The following is a 22096-nucleotide window of genomic DNA, read 5'->3' on the forward strand; positions in this document are numbered from 1 at the left end:
GAGAGTAATGGGATCTTTGCACAGCGTGAATACGAACGACAGGCCGGAGCGTTGGATTCACCTTTATGAGTGGAGGCCGGTCGGGCCGGGAACCCGACGGCCGGGAGGGCCGGCGAACGCCCAGCTCAGCGGGTGTCCGCCGACCCTCCCGGCCGTGGTGCCGCGGCCGGCCGCCCGGTGGCTGCAGGCCCGGTGGATCGAGTCCGGTGGATCGGGTGCGGTGGGTCAGACGCGGGCGGCGCCCAGCCCCGCCCGGCTGCCGCCTCCGGCGGCGTCCCCGAGTCCGAGCACGAACTCCGGGTCGACCTGGACGGCGAGGTCGCGGCCGACCTTGGCGTTGCCCCAGCTCTCGGCGTTGCGCAGGTGGAAGTGGACCGCCCGGGCGGTGTACTCGTGCGGGTCGCGCAGTCCGTGGGCGGCGTCCGCCGCCGCCTCCAGCTCCTCCAGGACGCCGCGGTTGGCCGGCTCCAGCGAGCTCAGGGGCGGCTCGGCGCCCTGCTCCAGCCGCCGCACCCAGTTCGAGTGGCCGAAGGTCGTCAGCAGGTCGTCGCCCACCTCCCGCCTCAGGAAGGCCAGGTCGTCCGGCCCCTGCACCTTGTTGCCGACGACCCTGAGGGCGACGCCGAAGTCGCGCGCGTACTCCTTGTACTGGCGGTAGACGGAGATGCCCTTGCGGGTCGGTTCGGCGACCAGGAAGGTGAGGTCGAACCGGGTGAACAGCCCGGAGGCGAAGGAGTCCGAGCCGGCGGTCATGTCGGTGACCACGTACTCGTCCTGTCCGTCGATCAGGTGGTTGAGCAGCAGCTCGACCGCGCCGACCTTGGAGTGGTAGCAGGCCACGCCGAGGTCCGCCTCGGTGAAGGCGCCGGTGGCCAGCAGTCGGACGGACCCTTCGTCGAGCGCGATCGGACGGGCGCACGCTGCGTACACCGGGTTCTCCTCGACGATCCGCAGCAGCCGCGAACCCCGGCCGGGGGGAGTGGTCTTGATCATCTCCTCGGCCGAACCGATCAGCGGGTTGTCACCGCGGAGGTACTCCTTGATCTCCGGCAGGTGGGCGCCGAGCGAGGGCAGCGCGGCCGCCTGCTCGTCCGTCAGGCCGAGCGCCGGGCCCAGGTGTTGGTTGATGTCGGCGTCGACGGCGATCACCGGGCGGCCGGCCGCGGCCAGGTGGCGGATGAACAGCGCGGACAGCGTCGTCTTGCCGCTGCCGCCCTTGCCGACGAACGCGATCTTCATCTGGGGCTCCGGCTCTCGCTGCGACGGTCGGTGCCGCCGAAGGGATGTTGGAAATCGTTATCGTCACCGATAGTGGTCATGCTAGCGGTGGTTTGGGGTGCCACGCGGGTGGGAACGGCGGATTGCCTCGATCGGGTGATGGCGGGGTTGCTGTGCGGGGGGTGGGGGGTGGTTCATTACCCTCGGGTACGTGAGCACTGGAACTGATCCCCTCGCCCCGCTGGCCGAGCTGCCCGGGGTGCCCGAGGCCGTTGCCGAGGTGCGCAAGGCCGTCGACCGGCTCTACGGCCACCGCGTGATGCGCCGCCGAGCCGCCGAGGTGACGTCCGAGGCCGCCCTCCGCGGCGCCCGCGCGTCGGCCGCCCTCGACGGCGCCGACTGGCCGCTGGAGGAGATCCGGCGGCGCACCGACTTCGGCGGCGACGCCGACGCCCGCACGGTGGGCGGCGCGCTGCGCATCTCGGCCGAGGCCGGACAGCTGCTGGGCGTGTGGCGGCACTCGCCGCTGCAGGTGCTGGCCCGGCTGCACCTGCTCGCGGTCGGCGACGCCGATGCGTCCGCCGGCCGTCCCCGGCGCGCGGGCGAGGTGGCGGAGCCGCTCTTCCCGGTCGAGCTGGCTGCCTCCGAGGGGTTCGACAGGCAGGTGGAGAGCGTGGAACTCCCGCCCGCGCCGGGCGCGGAGGAGGCCGCGGCGCGCCTCGACCAGCTGTCGCGCCTCCTGGTGTCCCGCTCCGAGAGTGCCGCGAACGGTGCGCCGGCTCTGGTGGCGGCCGCCGTGGTGCACGGCGAGCTGCTCGCGCTGCGGCCCTTCGGCTCGCACAACGGGGTGATCGCGCGGGCCGCGCAGCGCATCGTCCTCATCGCCGAGGGCCTCGACCCGAAGTCCATCTGCCCGGCCGAGGTCGGCTTCGCCGAGCTCGGCACCGCCGCCTACCGGGACGCCCTGGCTGGATACCTCAGCGGCACCGGTGACGGCATGGCGCGGTGGATCCGGCACTGCGGGGAGGCGCTCCGGCTCGGTGTCCGGGAGAGCACTGCGGTCTGCGAGGCAATGCAGCGCGGCATGGTCTGACGGGGGGCCGGTGCGGACGCCCGCGTCGCGCACCGGTCGTGCAGCGGTCATGCAGCGGACGGCCGTGGATGCGCGCGTCCCGGGGTGGACGGCCGTTGACGTGCGGATCCCGTGACATGCAGATGCGGCGGCACCCGGTCCTGCTCGGTGCCGCCGCTGGCACAGGTGCCGGGTTACCAAGCATGCACCGGAGTTGCCCATCAGGTGGGGATCTGGCCCGTTCACCTGGTGCGGCGGCCCGTCAGCGGGTCGGCTGCATGTGGGTGCCCAGCTGGCTGTGCGCGGTCCGTGGGCCTTAACTGCGTTGTCGGAACGACCCCTTAGGGTCCTGACCGGGTCTCGCGGGCCGTAAGTCCTTTCTATCGCGGATCGCCCCAAAGCGGAACCCGAAAAAAGAACTTTTTCCCGTTTGTCCGATATGGCGACCGGGCCTGACGCGCAGGTCAGAGCACGGGTCGACGGCGGCGCGCGGAGTACCAGAGCAGGCCCGCTGTGAGGGCCGCCGCGCCGACCGCGACGGCCAGCAGGACGGACCGGCTCGGAGTGCTGAACTCCGGGATCCTGCTACGGAGTTCGACCGGACGGTTGAACACCAGCACCGGCCACTCGCGGGCCGCCGCCTCCTTGCGCAGCGCCCGGTCGGGGTTGACCGCCGACGGGTGGCCGACCGCTTCCAGCAGCGGCACGTCGGTGGACGAGTCGCTGTACGCGTAGGACTCGGCGAGGTCGTAGCCCTGCTCCGCGGCGAGCTCGCGGATGGCCGCCGCCTTGTTCTCGGCGTACGCGTAGTACTCGATCTCGCCGGTGTAGCAACCGTTCTCGACCTTGAGGCGGGTGGCGATCGCGTGGTCGGCGCCGAGCAGCCGGCCGATCGGCTCGACGACCTCCGAACCGGAGCTGCTGACGATCACCACGTCGCGTCCGGCGGCATGGTGCTGTTCGATCAGCGACGCCGCCTCCTCGTAGATGATCGGATCGATCAGCTCGTGCAGGGTCTCCGCGACGATCTCGCGGACCTGCTGGACGTTCCAGCCGCGGGTCAGCGCCGACAGGTACTGCCGCATCTTCTCCATCTGGTCGTGGTCCGCGCCGCCGACGAGGAAGACGAACTGGGCGTACGCGCTCTTGAGCACGGCCCGACGGTTGATCAGTCCGCCCTGGTAGAAGGGCCGGCTGAAGGCGAGCGCGCTCGACTTGGCGATGATCGTCTTGTCGAGGTCGAAGAACGCGGCCGTCCGGGGGGTGCCGAGCGCCCGGGTCGGGGTGGCGGTCTGCTCCGCCTCCGCGGACCCGTCGGCGGATCCGTCCGTGCCGTCCGCGACGGTGCTCGGGTCGTCCTCCCCGTCGCCCGGGGTGCCGACCTCGGGTGCGGGACCGTCGGCCGGCGCCTCCGCCGGACCGGAGGGGGTCGACGGGGGCGCGTCGGGGGTGGTTGCGCGCCCCGAGTCGGGACCGTTGTCGACGGTGTCGGCGTTCTCGGTGGTGTCCACGGGACCGAGGATAGAGGGCGGGCCGAAAGCCCCCGCCATTCGGCGTACTCGGCGGCGCGCGGGTTTGTGTTTCTGGCCGGTCGGGTACACCATGGAAGTCACGGATCGTTCGCGACCGTGCTAACCCGGTCCGGCTCCTCCCCCCCGAGTCGGGCCGTGGATAGACGACCCCCGCTCTCCCCCCCGGCGGGGGTCGTCGCATGTCCGGACCCGTTTCCGCAGGGTAGTTGACACCCGCGGTGTCCGCCCGGAACGGATCGGTGACCTTCGGGCCCGTTCGGCGCGCAGCCGCCATCGCCACGCCACTGCTGTCACTCTGGGTGACTGATTCATCGGTAATCGCAGAGCCCGCAGAAGGCGTGTTCCCATGCCTCTCGCGTCAATTCTGCGATGCATTGCCCCCCGGGCGAGTGAAGCAAGTTATCCACAGCCCCGAGTTGTCCACAGCGAATGCAACGGGCGGATCAGGCACGCCCCCGGTCCGCCACGGTGGTGCCCGGGCCACCGCCGCACCACCCGATCGTCGGGCAGATCGGCGGGCCCCGCACCGGCCGCCGCACGCGCCCCGCGCGCGCCGACCGGCCCGGACCACTCGGACACCGCCCGGCACTGGCCGGGCGCCGCCCCTGGGGGAGACCGCCATGTCGACACCCACCACCGATTCCCGCCCGACGGGCCGCCCCGCGACCACCGGTCCGCTGATCGTCACCGCGGACGACGCGCTCGCCGACCACCTCGCCCGGATCTGCGCCGCGGCCGGCGCCGAACCGCACCTGGTCCGCGGCGAACCGCCGCGCTCGCTCTGGGAGGACGCGCCGCTCGTGCTGGTCGGCGACGACCTCTCCGAATCGTGCTCCGGGCTGCCGCGCCGGTCCGGCGTGCTGCTGCTCGGGCTCGACCTCGACGACGGCAGCGTCTGGGTGCGGGCCGTGCGCCTCGGCGCCGAGCACGTGCTCTTCCTGCCGGACGCCCAGGCCTGGCTGCTGGACCGGATCGCCGATGCGGCGGAGGGCGTCGGCCCGCCCGCGCTCACCGTCGGTGTGCTCGGCGGCCGCGGTGGCGCCGGCGCCTCCACGCTGGCCTGCGCGCTGGCCGTGACCGCGGCCCGCAGCGGCCACCGCACCATGCTGGTCGACGCCGACCCGCTCGGCGGAGGGCTCGACGTCCTGCTCGGCGGCGAGAGCGCCGAGGGGCTCCGCTGGCCCGACCTCGCCGGCTCCCGCGGACGCATCGGCGGAGCCGAACTCGTCGGCGCACTACCGGAACTGCAGGGACTCAGCGCGCTCTCCTGGGACCGCAGCGACTGCCTGGCCGTCCCGCCCGAGGCGATGCGCAGCGTGCTCGCCGCGGCCCGCCGCCGCGGCGGGCTGGTGGTGGTCGACCTGCCCCGCCACCTCGATCCGGCCGCCGCCCAGGCGCTCGAACAGATCGACACCGGCCTGCTCGTGGTGCCCGCCGAACTGCGGGCCCTCGCCGCCACGGACCGCGTGGCCGCTGCCGCCCGGATGCGGCTGACCGACCTCCGTGCCGTGGTCCGGGTGCCCGGCCCGGTCGGACTCCCCTCCGCCGAGATCGCCCGCAACCTGCGGCTCGCCTTCGCCGGCGAGCTTCCACCCGAGCCAGGGCTCGGCCTCGACGTCGAGCGCGGACTGCCGCCCGGCCTGCGCGAGCGCGGCCCGCTCGCCCGCTTCTGCAGCGGCTTCCTGCACGAGGTCATGCCGCCGGTGGCGGCCACGGGCGGTGCGTCATGACCGACCGTCTCCCGCGCCGCCGCCTGTCCGGCGGCCCCTGGGCCCTGCCCGCGCAGCACCGCAGCCGCCTCGGCACCGGTCTGCGGCTCGGCAGCGGCGGCTCGCTGCGCACGGCCGCCGCCCTGCGGTCCGACGGCCGATACGGCGCACACGCCGCAGCAGCCACCACCCGGGTCCAGGACGAGGCCGCGCACCGCCGCGGCACCCTGCTCGACGCCGTCCGGCTCCACCTGGCCGAGACCGGAGCCCTGCCCACCACCGGATCCGTCGCGGCCGCCCTGCGCGCCAACCGGCCGACCCTGGGCGGCGGCGACGTCCTCGACACCGTGCGGGCCCTCCAGGCCGAACTGGTCGGCGCGGGGCCGCTCCACGAGCTCCTCGACCGCCCCGACGTGACGGACGTGCTCGTCAACGGGCCTGACGACGTGTGGATCGACTGCGGCAGAGGTCTGCAAAGGGCACCGGAGGTCCGCTTCCCGGACCACGAGGCCGTCCGGCGGCTGGCCCACCGGCTGGCGACCGCCGCCGGCCGACGCCTCGACGACGCCATGCCCTGGGTCGACGCCCGTCTCCCGGACGGCACCCGGCTGCACGCCGTGCTGCCGCCCATCGCCGTCGGCGGCTGCACCCACATCTCCCTGCGGATCTGCCGGGCCCGCCCGTTCACCCTGGACGAGCTCGTCGCCGGCGGCACACTGACCGGCGCCGGCGCCGACCTGTTCCGCAGTGTGCTCCGTGCCCGGCTCTCCCTGCTCATCAGTGGCGGAACCGGCTCGGGCAAGACCACCCTGCTGGCCGCCCTGCTCGGACTCGTCGCCGCCGAGGAGCGGATCGTCGTCGTCGAGGACTCCGCCGAACTCTGCCCCGACCACGCCCACGTGGTGCGCCTGCAGAGCCGCCCGCCGAACCAGGAGGGCCTCGGCGAGCTCACCCTGCGCGACCTCGTCCGGCAGGCCCTGCGGATGCGCCCCGACCGGCTGGTCGTCGGCGAGGTCCGCGGCGCCGAGGTGGTCGACCTGCTCGCCGCGCTCAACACCGGCCACGACGGGGGATTCGGCACCGTCCACGCCAACGCGGCGGCCGACGTCCCGGCCCGCCTGGAAGCTCTCGGGTCGCTCGCCGGGCTCGACCGGCTCTCGCTCCACAGCCAGCTCCGGGCCGCCGTCGACCTGGTCGTCCACCTCGTCCGGGACCCTGCGACCGGGCAGCGGCGGGTCGCCGAGCTCCACACGGTGGAGGGCGACGCCCGCGGCCTCGCGACCACCCGGCCCGCCCTGCTCTTCCGGCCCGGCGGCCGCTGCGAGACCGGACCGGGCTGGGCCGCGCTCCAGCGCGTCTGTGCCGAGCGCGGCGTCGTCCTCGCGGGGAGGCCGGAATGACGCTCCGCCAACTGGAGGTCCTCTGGGCCCTGGCGCTCTGCGGCACGACCGGGCTGGCGTGGTGGCTGTTGCAGTCGGCCGCCGCAGGGCCGGAGGGCGACCCGGCCGCACCCGACCGGCGGAGGCAGCCGTGAACGGGCCGTCGACGGGCACAACAGTGTCGATCCGGCCGCCGACCGGCGTGCCGCGCGGCGCGGTTCGGCGTCCGCCCGGCGGAGGACGGGCCCGACTGCTGCTCGGCACCATGGCCGGGGAGCCTGCCGGCCGAAGGAGCGCGGCCTTCTCCACGCTCCTCCGACGTGCGGCGGCGAACGCACGCCGCCCACGGGGGCTGGTCCCCGAGCTGGTCCTGCTGCCGATCGGGATCGCGGCCGGCCACGCCACCCACTCCCCGGTCCCGTTCATGGCCGCGGCCGTCGGTGTCCTGCCGCTGCGCAGGCTGCGGGCCCGGCGTCGGACGGCCGAGGAGGCGCGACGCCGCTCGGCGGCCGTGATCGAGCTGTGCACCGGCCTGGTCGGCGAGCTCCGCAGCGGCGCCACCCCCGAGTACGCCCTGCAAGCCGTCATCGGCCGCGCCCCGGCACTCCGGGACGACCTCGGAGCCGAACCGTCCGCCCGACTCGCGGCGGCCCGCTACGGAGCCGACGTCCCGGCCGCACTCCGGCTGGTCGCGGAACTGCCGGGAGGCCGCGGCGCCGCAGCCGTGGCCGCCTGCTGGCAGGTGAGCACCGACAGCGGCACCGGACTGCTGGAGGGCCTCGACCAACTCGCCGACGCGCTGCGCGCCGAACGTGCCCTCGCCGAGGAGGTGGCCGGTGAACTGGCCGGGTCCCGGGCGACGGTGGCGCTGCTCGCCGTGCTCCCCGTGTTCGGCCTCCTGCTCGGAACGGCCCTCGGCGCTCACCCGCTGCCGACGTTGCTGCACACACCGCTGGGGCTGGCCTGTCTCGCCGCCGGTGCCGCGCTGGAGGCCGGAGGACTGATGTGGACGGCACGGATCGTCAGGGCGGCCGAGGATGCTCCCTCCGTCTCCCCGGACCGGCCGGTGAGCGAGGACGGCACACCGGGCCGACGTTCTGTCTGCGGGATCTCCCGCCGCCGTGCGGACCGTCGGGACGGTCCGGAGCGGTCGGGCCTCCGAGCTCCGAAGGGGGAGGTGGCCAGGTGATCGCGCTGGCTGCCACATGGTCGGCCGTCCTCGGTGGCCTGACGGTCCTGCGGAGGCCGGCACGACGGCGCGGCCTCAGACGCCGTCTCCGGCACTGCCTGCCCGATCGCCGGCCCAGCCGGAGTCCGGAGTACCGCTGCCGCCCGATGCGGCGGTCGCCACGCAGCCTGCCCGGCCGCGCCTGGTGCGCGCCCCTGGCGATCGGCCTCGGTGCCGCAGCCGCCACCGGTGGCACGGTGGGCCTGGTGATCGGAGCAGTGGCGGCCGTGGCGGCCTACCGCTGGCTGCCCCGGCCCGTGTCGGCCGCCGCACGGCTGGTGGCCGTTGAGGAGGAACGCCTGCTCCGCCAAGTGCCGCTCACCGCGGAGTTGATGGCCGCCTGCCTCGGCTCGGCCTCCGCACCGGGCCGTGCTGCCGCCGTGGTGGCCGCCGGCGTGGACTCCCCGATGCGGGACCGGTTGGCGGCAGCGGCGGCACAGCTCGCCCTGGGCGCTCCGCCGGAGGTCTGCTGGGAACAGCTCGGTGCGGCCAGCCCCGCACTGGCGCCGCTGGCACGCTGCCTGATCAGGACCAGCCGCAGCGGTACGCCGCCGACGGCCGCGTTGAGCGGCCTCGCCCAGACGCAACGGGCGGCCGCCGCCCGCGCCGCCCATGCCGGGGTCCGGCGAGCAGGCGTGCTCGCCACGGCCCCGCTCGGGCTCTGCTTCCTCCCCGCCTTCGTCCTGATCGGCGTTGCGCCCGTCGTCATGGGCCTCGCCACCCTCTATGCCCACCGAATCTGACACCCCGCCCGTCGGGATCGCTCCACCCGCACCCAAGGACGGGCCTGCCCCGAGGAGTCTGCAATGTTCCAGCCCACTGTCCGCCTCACCGACCCTCCGTCCCCTACTGCCGACTCCGCCGGGGATGCGCCCGACCCCGGCGCCCCGGCGGCCCTCGTCCCGGTCTCCGTGGGCGCACCCGCCCGTGCCCGGGTGCGCCGCCCGCTCGGGCTCCACCGGATGGCCACGGCCCGCGCGCGTCTCGCGCGGCGTCTCGTCCGAGGTCTCGCGCGACGGATCCGCGGAGCAACGGTCGGCCCGCCGGACGCCGGTATGACGACGGCGGAGTACGCGATCGGCACGGTGGCGGCCTGCGCCTTCGCCGCGATCCTCTACCGCGTGGTCACCAGCGGGACGGTCTCCGGGGCGCTCGGGGAACTCCTCGACAGGGCCCTCCATGCGGTCTGACCACGACCGTCGGCGCAGGCCCCGTGCGACCGTGCGGGGCCGCGCCGTACGATCCCGGCTCGGTCGGCCCTCCGATGCGGGGACGGTCACCGCCGAGACGGCGGTGGCGATGCCGGCCATGGTGCTGCTCGCAGCCATGCTGATCTGGGGCGTCGTCGCGGCCGCGGGCCAGATCCGTTGTGTGGACGCCGCCCGGATCGCGGCCAGGGCGGCCGCTCGCGGGGACACCGACGCGGTGGCGGCGGCCCGAGCGGCCGCCCCGCCCGGTGCGTCCGTCGAGATCACCCAGGACGACGACACCGTACGGGTCACGGTCGAGGCCCCGTTTCCGGCACCGGGCCGGATCGGCGCGGCGTTGTCGGTCCGGTTGGGCGCCTCCGCCGTTGCGGCCCGCGAGGATGCCCCGGGCGAGGCCGGGGGCGGTGCGCCATGGCCGTCCTGAGAGAGCGCGATTCCGTGCCCGGTCCCTCGTACGGCCGCGCGTCTGCCCGTCACCGTGACACCGGATCCGCGACCGTCTGGCTGCTCGCGATGGGCATGCTCGGCTGTGCGGTGTTCGCGGTCGCGCTCGCCGTGGGGTCGGCCGTTGCGGCCCGGCACCGCGCGGAGTCCGCCGCCGACCTCGCAGCGCTGGCCGCCGCCGAACGCCTGCTGATCGACCCCGACGGGGGCTGCGGCCGCGCGGCGCGGATCACGGCCGCCCACGGCGCCGACCTGGTCTCCTGCACACCTGACCCGGACGAGGACGCCGTCGAGGTGGTGGTGGAGGTCGCGACGGGCCATCTGCCGCTCCCGGTGGGCCCGGCCCGGGCCCGCGCCCGCGCAGGTCCGGTGTGGGCCCCGGCGGGCGGTGGCGAAGCCACCTCCGCCGACGGCGTGGACGCCACGGGCACCGTTCGGTCCCGGCCGCCCACCCCGGTCGACCGACGACGGTCGCGAGCGCCCCTACTGCGGTATCGCCCCGTTTTGGCCGCCCTCGACGGCCGGCGCCCCCGCGAGCAGCACGTCGAGCAGTCGGACGGCGGCCGCCTTGTCCAACGGGTCGTTCCCGTTGCCGCACTTGGGGGACTGCACGCAGGACGGGCAGCCGCGCTCGCACTCGCAGGCGGCGATGGCGTCCCGGGTGGCGGTGAGCCACTGCACGGCACGGGTGTACCCGCGCTCGGCGAAGCCGGCCCCGCCGGAGTGGCCGTCGTAGACGAACACGGTCGGCAGGCCGGTGTCCGGGTGCAGCGGCACCGAGACGCCGCCGATGTCCCACCGGTCGCAGGTGGCGAACAGCGGCAGCAGGCCGATCGAGGCGTGCTCGGCGGCGTGCGCGGCGCCCGGCAGCTGGTCGAACGGGATCTCGGCGTCGAAGAGCTGGTCCTCCGTCACCGACCACCAGACCCCCCGTGTCCGCAGCGTCCGCGGCGGCAGGTCGAGCTTGGTCTCGCCGAGCACCTCACCGGTGGAGATCCGCTTGCGCAGGAATCCCACCACCTGGTTGACCACCTCGACCGAACCGAAGCTCAGCCGGGCCTCGCCCCACTCCTCCGACCGGTCGGTCGACAGCACGGAGATGGACGTGATGTCCCGGGCAGCCGTGGTGTAGGGCGGATCGGCCGCCTCCACCAGGGCGACCGAGGTCTCCAGGTCGAGGTCCTGCACCAGGTAGGTGCGGCCCTGGTGGAGGTGGACGGCGCCGGTGTGCACGGTGGTGTGTGCCGCGGCCGCGTCGACCGTGCCGAGCAGCCGCCCGGTGGAGGCCTCCACGATCTGGACGGGGTTCCCGCCGCTTCCCCGCAGGTCCACGCCGTCCGCGGCCCGCTCCCGCCGGGTCCAGTACCAGGAGCCGTCCGCACGGCGGCGCAGCAGGCCCCGCCGCTCCAGCACCGGGAGCAACTGGGCCGTGGACGGCCCGAAGAGGTCCAGGTCCGCATCGGTGATCGGCAGTTCGGCCGCCGCGGCGCACAGGTGCGGGGCCAGGACGTGTGGATTGTCCGGATCCAGCACGGTCGCCTCCACCGGATTGGCGAAGAGCGCCTCCGGATGGTGCACCAGATAGGTGTCCAGCGGGTCGTCGCGGGCGATCAGCACCGCCAGTGCGCCCTGCGCCTCCCGTCCGGCCCGCCCGGCCTGCTGCCAGAGCGAGGCCCGGGTGCCCGGGTACCCGGCCAGCAGGACGGCGTCCAGACCGGAGACGTCGACGCCGAGCTCCAACGCGGAGGTCGAGGCGAGACCGAGCAGCCGCCCGGAGTGCAGGTCGCGCTCCAGCGTGCGGCGCTCCTCGGCCAGATAGCCGCCGCGGTAGGCCGCGACCCGCCCGGCGAGCGGACTGCCCAGCAGGTCCTGCGCCTGCAGGGCGACCAGCTCGGCGGCACGACGGGAGCGGACGAAGGCCACCGTGCGCGTCCCGGACTCCACCAGGTCGGTGAGGAGGTAGCCGGCCTCGGCGGTCGCCGTCCGGCGGACGGGCGCGCCCTGCTCGCCCACGTGCTCGGTCAGCGGCGGCTCCCACAGCGCGAACACCAGTGGCCCGCGCGGCGAGGCGTCCTCCGTCACGGCGACCGCGGGCAGCCCGGTCAAGCGCTCGGCGGTGACGGCCGGTTCCGCGGTGGTGGCGGAGGCGAGCAGGAACGTCGGTTCGGCCCCGTACCGCGCGCAGAGCCGACGCAGCCGACGCAGCACCTGAGCGACGTGCGACCCGAAGACGCCGCGGTAGCTGTGGCACTCGTCGACCACCACGTACCGCAGTGCCTTGAGGAAGGAGGACCAGCGGGCGTGCCCCGGCAGAATGCCCCGGTGCAGCATGTCCGGGTTGGTGAGCACGTACGAGGCGTACTGGCGCACCCACTCGCGTTCCTCGGGCGGGGTGTCCCCGTCGTACAGCGCGACCCGCACCCGCGGCGGCACCAGTTCGGCCGCCCGCCGGCGCTGGTCGGCCGCGAGCGCCTTGGTCGGCGCCAGGTAGAGCGCCGTGGCGCCGCGCCCGTTGCGGGCCTCCGTGCCGTCGAGCAGCGAGCTCAGTACGGGGGCGAGGTAGCCCAGGGACTTCCCCGAGGTGGTACCGGTGGCGATCACCACGCTCCGCCCGGCCCGGGCGAGCTCCATCGCCTCGGCCTGGTGCGCCCACGGCTCGCGCACACCGAGCTCGCTGGCGGCTTCGCGGATTTCCGGACGGATTCCTTCCGGCCAGGAGGAATGGCGCGCGGGACGGGAGGGAAGGTGCTCCGTATGGGTGAGGCGGTCCGACCGGCCCCGGTTGGTGGACAGGGTCTTCAGCAGTGCTTCGGGCGCGGTGTGACGGGGCGGCATGAAGACCCAGTGTGTCACCGGCGTGACGGAGAATCGCCGCAAGCCATCGTGCGGGCATGGTCGCAGGTGGTTCAATGAGGCCGTGACGGCCGCACGGCCGAGGGACGCACGCCGATGCTGGTCAGCAGCGGCTTGCCTCGCCCGGCCTGCGACCACGCGGTGGCGGCCGCCCGGCCGAGGATCGCAATGACGTAGCAAGGCAAGGTGCTGGAGGTTCCGTGGACCTGTCCCTGTCGACCCGTACGGTCGGCGATCGCACGGTCGTCGAAGTCGGCGGCGAGATCGATGTGTACACCGCCCCCAAGCTGCGCGAGCAGCTTGTCGAGCTCGTCAACGACGGCAACTACCACCTCGTCGTCGACATGGAGGGCGTTGACTTCCTCGACTCCACCGGTCTCGGCGTGCTCGTGGGCGGGCTCAAGCGGGTTCGTGCGCACGAGGGCTCGCTCCGCCTGGTCTGCAACCAGGAGCGCATTCTGAAGATCTTCCGGATCACGGGCCTGACCAAGGTCTTCCCGATCCACAACTCGGTGGACGACGCCGTCGCCTCCACCGACTGACAGTCTTTGCCCGCACCGGCGGGGCCGTCCTGCGGTCCCGCCGGTCCGGCGGGGCCGGTGGCGGCCCCGCGCCGGGATGTGTACGCACACCCCGGCCCACCAGGGAGCAACCCCGGAGGGGGAGGAATGGCAACCGTCGAACTTCGATTCAGCGCGCTTCCCGAGCACGTGCGCACGGCCCGGCTGGTGGCAGCTGCGGTGGCCAGACGTGCGGGGGTCGACGAGTCGGTGCTCGACGAGGTCCGCCTCGCCGTCGGTGAGGCCTGCTCGCGAGCTGTCGGCCTGCACCAGCGCGGCGACGCCCACGGAGCGATCCGCGTCGCTTTGATCGAGCAGGAGAAGCGTTTCCTCATCGAGGTCGCCGACGAGGCCGGCGACGCCTCCGTCCCGTCCCCGGCGTCCGGCGAGGGCGCCGACCCCGGCGAGGACGCCCTGGGCCTGGCCGTGATCAGCGGCTTGGTGGAGGACGTCGAGGTCACCAACGGTGGAGGGGGCGGCCTCATCAGGATGAGCTGGCCGGTCTCCACCGCACCCGTCGCCGTCTGACGTCCCGCTCGCCCGGTTCCGGGCCCCGCTTGGCTCCGCCCCCGGTCCGCGGGTGCTCGTGCGGCGTTCGCCGGGCCGACTGCCGCTCGCCGGGAGCCGTCCGTCCACCTCATGACCCGCAGCGGCTGCGCCGCCGGGCCGATGCCGTCGTGCCCTCGACACCCCCGCACCACGCGCGCATTGACACATTGTTGAAGCGGGCTGTTTCCTGCTCCCGGCGCGACCGGTTCGGTTCGAGAACGACGGGACGAGTGACACCCCCATGCGCATACGCATCCTCTGGCCGGCCGGGCAGGCGACGGCCGAGCTCCGGTCGACGCCCACCTCGGAGAAGCTCTGGGCCGCGCTGCCGATCGATTCCACCGCCCGCACCTGGGGCGACGAGGTGTACTTCGACGCCGGCCTGAGCGTCCCGCGGGAGCCGGACGCGGCACAGGTCGTGGACCCGGGAACGGTGGCGTTCTGGACGGACGGGGACAGCCTGGCGCTGCCGTTCGGCCCGACACCGATCTCGCACCACGGCGAGTGCCGCTTGGCGAGCCCGTGCAACCTGCTCGGGGCGCTGGACGGGGACCCCGCGGTGCTCCGCACCGTCCGTGACGGGGACGCGATCCGGGTCGAGCGGGTGTAAGGGGCGCCGACGGGCGGCGCGGACGGCCGTGTAGGTTCGCAGATCGACGTCCCCGACCGGAAGGCACCCGGTGAACAAGCGACTGCTGACCGTCCCCGCGCTCGGCGCGCTGCTCGCGTTCGGCGCCGTCGCGTGCAGCGACGACGACAACAGCAAGCAGCTCGACGGCTGGGCGAAGAGCGTCTGCGACGCTGCGCGGGCCCCGATCGGCCAGTCGCGGGTCGCCCTCGCCGACACCGCCAAGGTGACGCCCGGCGAGGAGCCCGTCGCGCTGCAGAAGCGGCTGTCGGCCGACCTGGCCGAGCTGGCCAAGTCCAACGCCGGACTGGCGGACGCCGTCGACAAGGCCGGGGCGCCGAAGTCGGAGGACGGCGAGACGGCCCGGACGGACGCGGTGAACGAGCTCCGCAAGGCCGCCCAGGGCTACCTGGACGTCCAGAAGAAGCTGGAGGCCCTGGCCACCGGCGACCAGGCGAAGTTCGCGGACGGCCTCCGCAGCGTGGGTGACCAGGTCCAGCAGCTCGCCCAGCTCTCCACGCAGGGGCTCAACCGCCTGCAGACAGGTGAGGCGGGCGACGCGATGAAGCGCCAGCCCGGCTGCAAGGCGGATGCCGTGGCGGCCCCGGTGGCCAGTGGCACCGCGTCGGCGGGTGCGGACCAGGTGGGTTCCGGCGGGACGGGTGCGCAGTCCGCCGCGCCGTCCGGCAGCAAGGCCGGCAACACCTCCGGCAAGCCCTCGGCGAAGCCGTCCGGCAGCGCCTCGGGCGGGGCGGCCACGCCGTCCGCGGGCAGCTCGGCCCAGCCGTCCGACGCCGCCTCGCCGAGCGCCTCCGCAGGCTGACCGGCGGAAACCGCGCAGGTCCGCGTCACCCTCCCGGCCCCCCGGACACGGTGGCGCGGGCCCGATGGCCAGGGAGGATGACGCGCGGGCCCGCCGTGGCCGCGCCCGTCACGTCGTGCGTCCGCGCGACAATGGCTGGGTGACCAACAGCCCTACGCCCGATCCCGTCCGCCTCGCCAGGTTCCGTGAGGCGCTGCTCGCCGCCCAGTACACGGCCGACGGCTGCCTCGACCTGCTCGGCCCCACCGCCTACGCCGCCCTCGCGCGCAGCGAGACGGTGCCCGCCCTGCGGGCGACCCGGGGCGGCAGCCCGCTGGAGACGCTGGTGCGGCTCTTCCTGCTGCAGCAGCCCGTCCCGCGCGCGGCCGCCGCGGCCGTGCTCTCCGTCGAGGAATGCCTCACCGACGGCTGGCTGACCGAGGACGGCGACCGGGTGCGGGCGACCGTCGACGTCCGCCCGTACGCCAACGAGGTGGCCGGGCTGCCGAGCGCCGATGCCTGGGTCGTCTCCGACCTCGGCTGCGCGGTGGGCGGTGCCGGCGGCATCGGTGCCGGTGAGGGCTCCGGCGGCGTGGCCCGCCGGGACCTGGTGCTCGGCGTGGGCGGCGCCTCCACGACGCTGGCCAACCTGGCGGTGCGGCGTCCCGTGCGCTCGGCCCTGGACCTGGGCACCGGCTCCGGCGTGCAGGCCCTGCACGCGGCACGGCACGCCCAGCACGTCACCGCCACGGACCTCAACCCGAGAGCCCTCCGGTTCGCCCGGCTCACCCTGGCGCTCTCCGGTTTCGAGAACACCGGGACGGCCGAGGGCAGCCTCTTCGAGCCCGTTCCGAACGAGCGGTTCGACCTGATCGTCTCCAACCCGCCGTTCGTGATCTCACCGGGGAGCCGGTTCGTCTACCGGGACGGCGGCATGGCCGGTGACGACCTGTGCCGCAGCATCGTCCGCGGCGCCGCCGCGCACCTGGAGCCGGGCGGCTACTGCCAGCTGCTGGCGAACTGGCAGCACGTCAAGGGCGAGGACTGGCACGAGCGGCTGGCCGGCTGGGTGGCCGGTACCGGACTGGACGCCTGGGTGGTGCAGCGCCAGGTCCAGGACATCGCCGAATACGCCGAGCTGTGGCTGCGCGACGGCGGCGACCACCTCGGCCGGGGCGACGACTACCGGGCGCGGTACGGCGAGTGGCTGGACGCCTTCGAGACGGCCGGTGTCGAGGGCGTCGGCTTCGGCTGGATCACCCTGCGGGCGAGCGGTGCGACCGAGCCGACCGTCCGGATCGAGGAGTGGCCGCACCCCGTCGAGCAGCCGCTCGGCCCGCACATCGAGGAGTGGTTCGCCCGTCAGGACTTCCTCCGCTCGCACGACGACGCGGCACTGCTCGCGGCCCGCTACGTGCTCGTCGACGAGGTGGTGCAGGAGCAGGTCGGGGCGCCCGGCGCGGAGGACCCGGAGCACGTGATCCTGCGTCACAACCGGGGCATGCGGCGGGCGACCAAGGTCGATACGGTCGGCGCCGGATTCGTCGGAGCCTGCGACGGCAGCCTCGCGGCGGGCGACATCGTCGATGCGATCGCCCACCTGCTGGGGGAGGACCGCGTGGTGCTGCGGGACCGGGTCCCGGAGTCGCTGCGGATGCTCACCGAGCAGGGCTTCGTCGCTCCCGTCGCGCCCTGACAGCCCCCCGACGGCAGACGGCGGACGGTTGACGGCGGACGGCTGACGACAAGCGGCGGACGGGCGGGGCGGCCGACTGCGTGTCGACCGCCCCGCCCGTCCGCTCGGCGGTTCACCGGGCCGTCGGCCCGCTGACGTCAGCCCCGTCGGCGCACCTCAGCGCCGGGCGGGCACCGTCATGGGTGGAAGAGCTCGCTGATCTTGGTGATCCGGCCGGCCGAGTCGACCGTGACGTCGTAGTTGCCGCCGTAGCAGGAGTACGGCTGGGGGACCTCGCGGTTGTGGGCGCAGTCCTCGGCGTGGGTGGCGAACTCGGCCAGCGGGACGGCCTTGGGCGCCATCGTGCTGCTCATCGCGAACAGTTCCGCGGTGGCGCCCGGGGCGAAGGTGTACGTGCCGGCGGCACCGGTGGGCTCGTAGTAGCCGTCGTCGTCGACATTCGGCCCGCAGACGAAGCGGGTGGGCGTCGCGGTGACCTTGGTCGCGGTGGCGGCGGTGACGCTGATGACCTTGTGCCCCGGACGCTGGGCGGCGGCCGTGCAGTCGGCGGCGGGCTTGCCGGTCCCGGAGGGCTTGGCGGTCGTGGTGCGGCCGGTGGACGGCCGGCCGCTGGGCCGGGCGCTCGCCTTGGTCGGGGCGGCGCTCGCGGTCGGCTCGGACGAGGCGGAGGACGAGGGGGCGGCGGAGGCCGTCGCACCGGTGCCCGGGGCGGCGGTGTCCGCGCCGGCGCCGTTCGGGTCGCAGGCGGTGAGGGCGAGCGTGGCCGCGCCCAGCAGGGCGGCGGTTGCGAACAGACGGCGTGCGGACATGGTGGTTCTCCCCCCGAGTGCGACCGGCGGGCTCCGGCCGATGTGTGTGGTCCTGCGCTGTGGTGCCGCTACTGGTGTACCCCTTGCGAGGACGGTACGGGTGCCGCCGTAGCGGGGCTGTGACAGCCCGGGCCGAGCCGTTACGCGGGCGGCCTCCCCGTGACGTTCCGCGGACCTGCGACGCGCATCGGGCAGCAGATCGGACCCCTCCGGCCACCCCGGCCGCGCAGGTTCCACCGGCCACCCGTGGACGCGCACGTCCCTCCGGCCACCTAAGGGCGCACAGACCGCCGCCGCCCCCGGAGAAACGCCGTCCACGGACCGTCGTTCACCTCGCCGCCCCCGGGATGTTCCCCGTCGTACGTCGAACGTCAGTCCGGGGTTGTCCGCAGACTGCCAGGCTCCGTCCACAGGTTGTGGACGAGCGCGCTCGGGACAGCGCGCCGGCCGGTGGACTGAGGCCAGGGAGGGCGGGGACGGTGGAGACGCCGACGGCGGTCGCGGCAGGTGCGGTTCTGACCTTCTTCGGCAGCGCACTGCTGCTGTGGTGCGCCGCCGAGTTGCGCCTTCGCCACCATCTGCGCCGCCACGGCATACCCGCGACCGCCCGGGTGGTCGCCGACGGCGATCCGTACGGCGAGCCCTACGGCGACACCTTCGGCGAGCTCGACAGCGCGCCGCTGCTCTCCTACACCGCGCTGCCGGAGGTGGAGGTCGTGTCGGTGCGCGGTGCGGCCGAGGCCGGCCGGGCCCGCGCCGTCCGCGCCGCCGAGACCGTGCTGGCCCGTCCCCGCGGGGCGACCCCGCTGCGGCGGCCGAACCGGCTGGTGCCGGGCGCCCTGGTGCAGGTCATGTACGACGCGCGTCGTCCGAGCCGGGTCGTCCTGGCCGGCACCGACCTGCTGTCGACGCTGGCCACCGACGTCTTCTGGGCGCTGCTCGGCACCGGCGCACTGGCCGGCGGGCTCAGCCTGTTCGCCTCGCTGTTCGCCCGCTGAGCCGACGCCGCCGGACCGGCCGGAGCCGGAACCGCCCGCCGCCGGAACGCACCCCCTGGGTGCGGGCCGAGGCGGACGCGCCGCTCGCAACGGAACTCCGGTCGCTCGGAGGCGCCGCCAGCGGGGAAGCCCGGTCCACGGGGCGCGCGGTCCGCCCGCGAGGGCCCGCCGGGAGGACACCGCAACGTGCGCCCGGTCCCTTCGTCCACAGCCGTCCCGGGCCCGTCACCGTCGGCCGGGATACGTCCGGATCCGGTCTCCCCACCGGCCGGCAACCCCCTCCGTGGGGCGCGCGGCCTCGTCGTCGGGTTACCGTTCGAGTGGCGTCGGTCGGCCTTGCCGGTGAAAAAGCGGGAACCGTCCGTTTGACAAGGGTGGCCAGGGTACGGTCACACTCCGCTGGTGGGGTCGTCGCACAGCGACAGCCCCGGACGGCGGAAGGACGGGCGGAGCGCCTCCCCCGCCGCCCGCGCCGCCAGCACAGATAACGACCGGGAGAGAAGAGCGAAGGTGTCCCCGAGCAGCGAGACCGCGCACGGCAAGCGACTCGTCATTGTCGAGTCGCCGGCCAAGGCCAAGACGATCAAGGGCTACCTCGGCCCCGGCTACATCGTCGAGGCCAGCGTCGGGCACATCCGGGACCTGCCCGGCACAGCCGCCGAGGTGCCGGACCGCTACACCGGCGAGGTGCGCCGGCTCGGTGTCGACGTCGACCACGACTTCGCCCCCATCTACGTGGTCAACCCCGACAAGAAGTCGCAGGTGACCAAGCTCAAGTCGCTGCTCGCGGAGTCCGACGAGCTCTTCCTCGCCACCGATGAGGACCGCGAGGGCGAGGCGATCGCCTGGCACCTGCAGCAGGTGCTGAAGCCCAAGGTGCCGGTGCACCGCATGGTCTTCCACGAGATCACCAAGGACGCCATCCAGGAGGCCGTCCGCAACCCGCGCGACCTCAACCAGCGCCTGGTGGACGCCCAGGAGACCCGCCGCATCCTCGACCGCCTCTACGGCTACGAGGTCTCGCCGGTGCTGTGGAAGAAGGTCATGCCGAAGCTGTCGGCGGGCCGCGTGCAGTCCGTCGCCACCCGGCTCGTGGTCGAGCGCGAGCGCGAGCGGATGGCCTTCCGCTCCGCCTCGTACTGGGACCTGGTCGGCACCTTCGCCACCGGCCGCACCGCGGCCGACGCCGCCAACCCGGAGACCTTCGGCGCCCGGCTGGTCTCCGTCGACGGCCGACGGATCGCCACCGGCCGCGACTTCGGTTCGGACGGCCGGCTGCGCGACGCCGCCGCGGCCGCGAACACCCTGCACCTCGACGAGCAGGCCGCCCGGACGCTGGCCGCCGCGCTGGAGCAGACCGCGTTCGCCGTCCGCAGCGTCGAGTCCAAGCCCTACCGCCGCTCGCCGTACGCGCCGTTCCGCACCACCACGCTCCAGCAGGAGGCCAGCCGCAAGCTGGGCTTCGGTGCCAAGCGGACGATGCAGGTCGCGCAGAAGCTGTACGAGAACGGCTTCATCACCTACATGCGCACCGACTCCACCACGCTGTCGGAGACGGCGGTCACCGCCGCCCGCGCCCAGGTCACCCAGCTCTACGGCGCCGACTACCTGCCGGACGCGCCGCGCGTCTACGCCAGCAAGGTCAAGAACGCCCAGGAGGCGCACGAGGCGATCCGTCCCTCCGGCGACCGCTTCCGCACGCCGGCCGAGACCGGCCTGTCCGGCGACGACTTCCGGCTGTACGAGCTGATCTGGATGCGCACCGTCGCCTCCCAGATGAAGGACGCCGTCGGCCAGTCCGTCACCGTCCGGGTCGGCGGCCGCTCCGCCGACGGCCGGGACGCCGAGTTCTCCGCCTCCGGCAAGATCATCACCTTCCACGGCTTCCTCAAGGCCTACGTCGAGGGCGCCGACGACCCCAACGCCGAGCTCGACGACCGCGAGCGCCGGCTGCCGCAGGTCGCCGAGGGCGACCCGCTGGCCGCCGAGCGGCTCACCCCGGAGGGCCACGCCACCAAGCCGCCGGCGCGCTACACCGAGGCCTCGCTGGTGAAGGAGCTGGAGGACCGCGAGATCGGCCGCCCCTCCACCTACGCGTCGATCATCGACACGATCATCAACCGCAAGTACGTCTTCAAGAAGGGCACGGCGCTCGTCCCGTCCTTCCTGTCGTTCGCCGTGGTGAACCTGCTGGAGAAGCACTTCGGCCGGCTCGTCGACTACGACTTCACCGCCAAGATGGAGGACGACCTCGACCGGATCGCGGCCGGCCAGGCCGAGTCCGTGCCGTGGCTGAAGCGCTTCTACTTCGGCGAGGGCGAGGGCGAGGGTGCGGCCGCCGGCAGCGCCGCCGAGGCGGGCAACGGCGACGGCGACCACCTCGGCGGCCTGAAGGAGCTCGTCACCGACCTCGGCGCGATCGACGCCCGGGAGATCAGCTCCTTCCCGCTGAGCGAGGAGATCACCCTGCGGGTCGGCCGCTACGGGCCGTACGTCGAGAAGGCCGCCGCCGTCGAGGGCGAGCCGGGCCAGCGCGCCGACATCCCCGACGACCTGCCGCCGGACGAGCTCACCGTCGAGCTCGCCGAGGAGCTGCTGGCCAAGCCCAGCGGCGAGCGCGCGCTCGGCACCGACCCCGAGAGCGGCAACCCGCTGGTGGCCAAGGACGGCCGCTACGGCCCGTACGTCACCGAGGTGCTGCCCGAGGGCACCCCGAAGACCGGCAAGAACGCGGTGAAGCCGCGCACCGCCTCGCTCTTCAAGACGATGTCCCTGGACACCGTCACCCTGGAGGACGCGCTGCGCCTGCTCTCGCTGCCCCGGGTGGTCGGCGCCGACGCCGAGGGCAACGAGATCACCGCGCAGAACGGCCGGTACGGCCCGTACCTCAAGCGCGGCACCGACTCCCGGTCGCTGACCAGCGAGGACCAGCTGTTCACCATCACCCTGGACGAGGCGCTGGCCGTCTACGCCCAGCCCAAGCAGCGCGGGCGCGCGGCCGCCGCCGCCCCGCTGAAGGAGCTCGGCACCGACCCGGTCAGCGAGCGCCCGGTGGTCGTCAAGGACGGCCGCTTCGGACCGTACGTCACCGACGGCGAGACCAACGCGACGCTCCGCAAGGACGACGACGTCGAGACGATCACGCCGGAGCGCGGCTACGAGCTGCTCGCCGAGAAGCGTGCCCGCGGGCCGGTGAAGAAGACGGCCAAGAAGGCGCCGGCGAAGAAGGCCGCGGCCAAGAAGACGGCCGTCAAGAAGACCGCTGCGAAGAAGACGGCCGCCAAGACCACCGCGGCCAAGACGGCCGCGAAGAAGACGGCCACCAAGGCGACCGCCGCGAAGAGGACCGCCGCCGCGGCCTCCGACGAGGACTGAGCCGACCTCCGCCACGCGGGCCCGCACCCACCGGGG

18 protein-coding genes and 2 pseudogenes are annotated in these 22096 nt (G+C 74.2%); 16 read left to right on the top strand and 4 right to left on the bottom strand.

Annotation, left to right across the window (positions count from 1 at the left end):
* Window positions 1–225: 225 nt before the first annotated feature.
* Window positions 226–1239 carry an ATP-binding protein gene (locus IE98_RS0125545; RefSeq protein ID WP_052390954.1) on the bottom strand — a complete coding sequence of 338 codons (1014 nt, stop codon included), beginning with the start codon at window positions 1237–1239 and terminating at the stop codon, window positions 226–228.
* Between the two features lie 190 nt (window positions 1240–1429).
* On the opposite strand from IE98_RS0125545, the gene IE98_RS0125550 reads away from it, so the two are divergent.
* The gene (locus tag IE98_RS0125550; RefSeq protein WP_030272761.1) at window positions 1430–2311 is read left to right on the top strand and encodes a hypothetical protein; all 882 of its coding nucleotides are present in this window, start codon (window positions 1430–1432) and stop codon (window positions 2309–2311) included.
* A 443-nt stretch (window positions 2312–2754) separates the two neighbouring features.
* On the opposite strand, the pseudogene IE98_RS0125555 reads toward IE98_RS0125550, so the two are convergent.
* Window positions 2755–3555: pseudogene (locus tag IE98_RS0125555) on the bottom strand (HAD family hydrolase); the annotation flags it as partial.
* A gap of 887 nt (window positions 3556–4442) precedes the next feature.
* Between IE98_RS0125555 and ssd the strand changes: the two are divergent.
* From ssd to IE98_RS52635, 8 genes and pseudogenes are all read left to right on the top strand, one after another.
* Complete coding sequence (ssd, locus tag IE98_RS0125560) at window positions 4443–5552, top strand: septum site-determining protein Ssd (protein WP_030272765.1); 1110 nt, start codon at window positions 4443–4445, stop codon at window positions 5550–5552.
* Window positions 5549–6931: a TadA family conjugal transfer-associated ATPase gene (locus IE98_RS0125565; protein WP_078661298.1), complete on the top strand. Its 1383-nt coding sequence runs from the start codon at window positions 5549–5551 to the stop codon at window positions 6929–6931. Before ssd ends, IE98_RS0125565 begins: the two co-directional genes overlap by 4 nt.
* Window positions 6928–7065, top strand: a complete 138-nt coding sequence (locus IE98_RS49395; protein ID WP_159401051.1) for a hypothetical protein — start codon at window positions 6928–6930, stop codon at window positions 7063–7065. The genes IE98_RS0125565 and IE98_RS49395 overlap by 4 nt, the downstream gene beginning before the upstream one ends.
* A gap of 110 nt (window positions 7066–7175) precedes the next feature.
* A complete protein-coding gene (locus IE98_RS0125575) occupies window positions 7176–8099 on the top strand; it encodes a type II secretion system F family protein (RefSeq protein WP_106976705.1) in 924 nt (307 codons plus the stop codon).
* A gap of 146 nt (window positions 8100–8245) precedes the next feature.
* Entirely contained in the window at window positions 8246–8881 is a 636-nt protein-coding gene (locus tag IE98_RS43050; RefSeq protein WP_052390956.1) for a type II secretion system F family protein, read from the top strand.
* Between the two features lie 219 nt (window positions 8882–9100).
* A complete protein-coding gene (locus IE98_RS51100) occupies window positions 9101–9328 on the top strand; it encodes a DUF4244 domain-containing protein (protein ID WP_030272772.1) in 228 nt (75 codons plus the stop codon).
* A 118-nt stretch (window positions 9329–9446) separates the two neighbouring features.
* Window positions 9447–9770, top strand: a complete 324-nt coding sequence (locus IE98_RS0125590) for a TadE family type IV pilus minor pilin (protein ID WP_234443672.1) — start codon at window positions 9447–9449, stop codon at window positions 9768–9770.
* Window positions 9758–10147, top strand: a pseudogene (locus IE98_RS52635) (Rv3654c family TadE-like protein); the annotation flags it as partial. The gene IE98_RS0125590 and the pseudogene IE98_RS52635, both read left to right, overlap by 13 nt.
* A 126-nt stretch (window positions 10148–10273) precedes the next feature.
* On the opposite strand, the gene IE98_RS0125600 reads toward IE98_RS52635, so the two are convergent.
* A complete protein-coding gene (locus IE98_RS0125600) occupies window positions 10274–12625 on the bottom strand; it encodes a DEAD/DEAH box helicase (RefSeq protein WP_078661303.1) in 2352 nt (783 codons plus the stop codon).
* A 218-nt stretch (window positions 12626–12843) separates the two neighbouring features.
* On the opposite strand from IE98_RS0125600, the gene bldG reads away from it, so the two are divergent.
* The 5 genes from bldG (at window position 12844) to IE98_RS0125625 (ending at window position 16878) form a co-directional block, all read left to right on the top strand.
* On the top strand, window positions 12844–13185 hold the full coding sequence (bldG, locus tag IE98_RS0125605; RefSeq protein WP_030272780.1) for an anti-sigma factor antagonist BldG: 342 nt from the start codon (window positions 12844–12846) through the stop codon (window positions 13183–13185).
* A 126-nt stretch (window positions 13186–13311) separates the two neighbouring features.
* Window positions 13312–13731, top strand: a complete 420-nt coding sequence (locus tag IE98_RS0125610) for an ATP-binding protein (protein ID WP_030272782.1) — start codon at window positions 13312–13314, stop codon at window positions 13729–13731.
* Between the two features lie 262 nt (window positions 13732–13993).
* Window positions 13994–14362 carry a cyclophilin-like fold protein gene (locus tag IE98_RS0125615; RefSeq protein ID WP_030272784.1) on the top strand — a complete coding sequence of 123 codons (369 nt, stop codon included), beginning with the start codon at window positions 13994–13996 and terminating at the stop codon, window positions 14360–14362.
* 70 nt (window positions 14363–14432) lie between these two features.
* Window positions 14433–15203 carry a hypothetical protein gene (locus tag IE98_RS0125620; protein ID WP_052390957.1) on the top strand — a complete coding sequence of 257 codons (771 nt, stop codon included), beginning with the start codon at window positions 14433–14435 and terminating at the stop codon, window positions 15201–15203.
* 139 nt (window positions 15204–15342) lie between these two features.
* Window positions 15343–16878 carry a DUF7059 domain-containing protein gene (locus IE98_RS0125625; protein ID WP_030272787.1) on the top strand — a complete coding sequence of 512 codons (1536 nt, stop codon included), beginning with the start codon at window positions 15343–15345 and terminating at the stop codon, window positions 16876–16878.
* 176 nt (window positions 16879–17054) lie between these two features.
* On the opposite strand, the gene IE98_RS45020 is transcribed toward IE98_RS0125625, so the two are convergent.
* The gene (locus IE98_RS45020) at window positions 17055–17687 is read right to left on the bottom strand and encodes a hypothetical protein (RefSeq protein ID WP_030272788.1); all 633 of its coding nucleotides are present in this window, start codon (window positions 17685–17687) and stop codon (window positions 17055–17057) included.
* A gap of 479 nt (window positions 17688–18166) precedes the next feature.
* On the opposite strand from IE98_RS45020, the gene IE98_RS0125635 reads away from it, so the two are divergent.
* Window positions 18167–18685, top strand: coding sequence for a DUF3592 domain-containing protein (locus IE98_RS0125635; RefSeq protein ID WP_030272789.1), 519 nt, complete (start codon window positions 18167–18169; stop codon window positions 18683–18685).
* 510 nt (window positions 18686–19195) lie between these two features.
* On the top strand, window positions 19196–22060 hold the full coding sequence (topA, locus tag IE98_RS0125640) for a type I DNA topoisomerase (RefSeq protein WP_030272790.1): 2865 nt from the start codon (window positions 19196–19198) through the stop codon (window positions 22058–22060).
* Window positions 22061–22096: the final 36 nt, after the last annotated feature.

It is taken from the genome of Streptomyces sp. NRRL B-24484, assembly GCF_000717715.1.
In the GTDB taxonomy this organism is placed as follows: Bacteria; Actinomycetota; Actinomycetes; order Streptomycetales; family Streptomycetaceae; genus Kitasatospora.

Bases quoted from the DNA above. Each gene is read 5' to 3' on its own strand.
- IE98_RS0125545 (WP_052390954.1), bottom strand. From the start codon at position 1,239: ATGAAGATCGCGTTCGTCGGCAAGGGCGGCAGCGGCAAGACGACGCTG.
- ssd (WP_030272765.1), top strand. From the start codon at position 4,443: ATGTCGACACCCACCACCGATTCCCGCCCGACGGGCCGCCCCGCGACC.
- IE98_RS0125565 (WP_078661298.1), top strand. From the start codon at position 5,549: ATGACCGACCGTCTCCCGCGCCGCCGCCTGTCCGGCGGCCCCTGGGCC.
- IE98_RS49395 (WP_159401051.1), top strand. From the start codon at position 6,928: ATGACGCTCCGCCAACTGGAGGTCCTCTGGGCCCTGGCGCTCTGCGGC.
- IE98_RS0125575 (WP_106976705.1), top strand. From the start codon at position 7,176: ATGGCCGGGGAGCCTGCCGGCCGAAGGAGCGCGGCCTTCTCCACGCTC.
- IE98_RS43050 (WP_052390956.1), top strand. From the start codon at position 8,246: ATGCGGCGGTCGCCACGCAGCCTGCCCGGCCGCGCCTGGTGCGCGCCC.
- IE98_RS51100 (WP_030272772.1), top strand. From the start codon at position 9,101: ATGGCCACGGCCCGCGCGCGTCTCGCGCGGCGTCTCGTCCGAGGTCTC.
- IE98_RS0125590 (WP_234443672.1), top strand. From the start codon at position 9,447: ATGGTGCTGCTCGCAGCCATGCTGATCTGGGGCGTCGTCGCGGCCGCG.
- IE98_RS0125600 (WP_078661303.1), bottom strand. From the start codon at position 12,625: ATGCCGCCCCGTCACACCGCGCCCGAAGCACTGCTGAAGACCCTGTCC.
- IE98_RS0125610 (WP_030272782.1), top strand. From the start codon at position 13,312: ATGGCAACCGTCGAACTTCGATTCAGCGCGCTTCCCGAGCACGTGCGC.
- IE98_RS0125615 (WP_030272784.1), top strand. From the start codon at position 13,994: ATGCGCATACGCATCCTCTGGCCGGCCGGGCAGGCGACGGCCGAGCTC.
- IE98_RS45020 (WP_030272788.1), bottom strand. From the start codon at position 17,687: ATGTCCGCACGCCGTCTGTTCGCAACCGCCGCCCTGCTGGGCGCGGCC.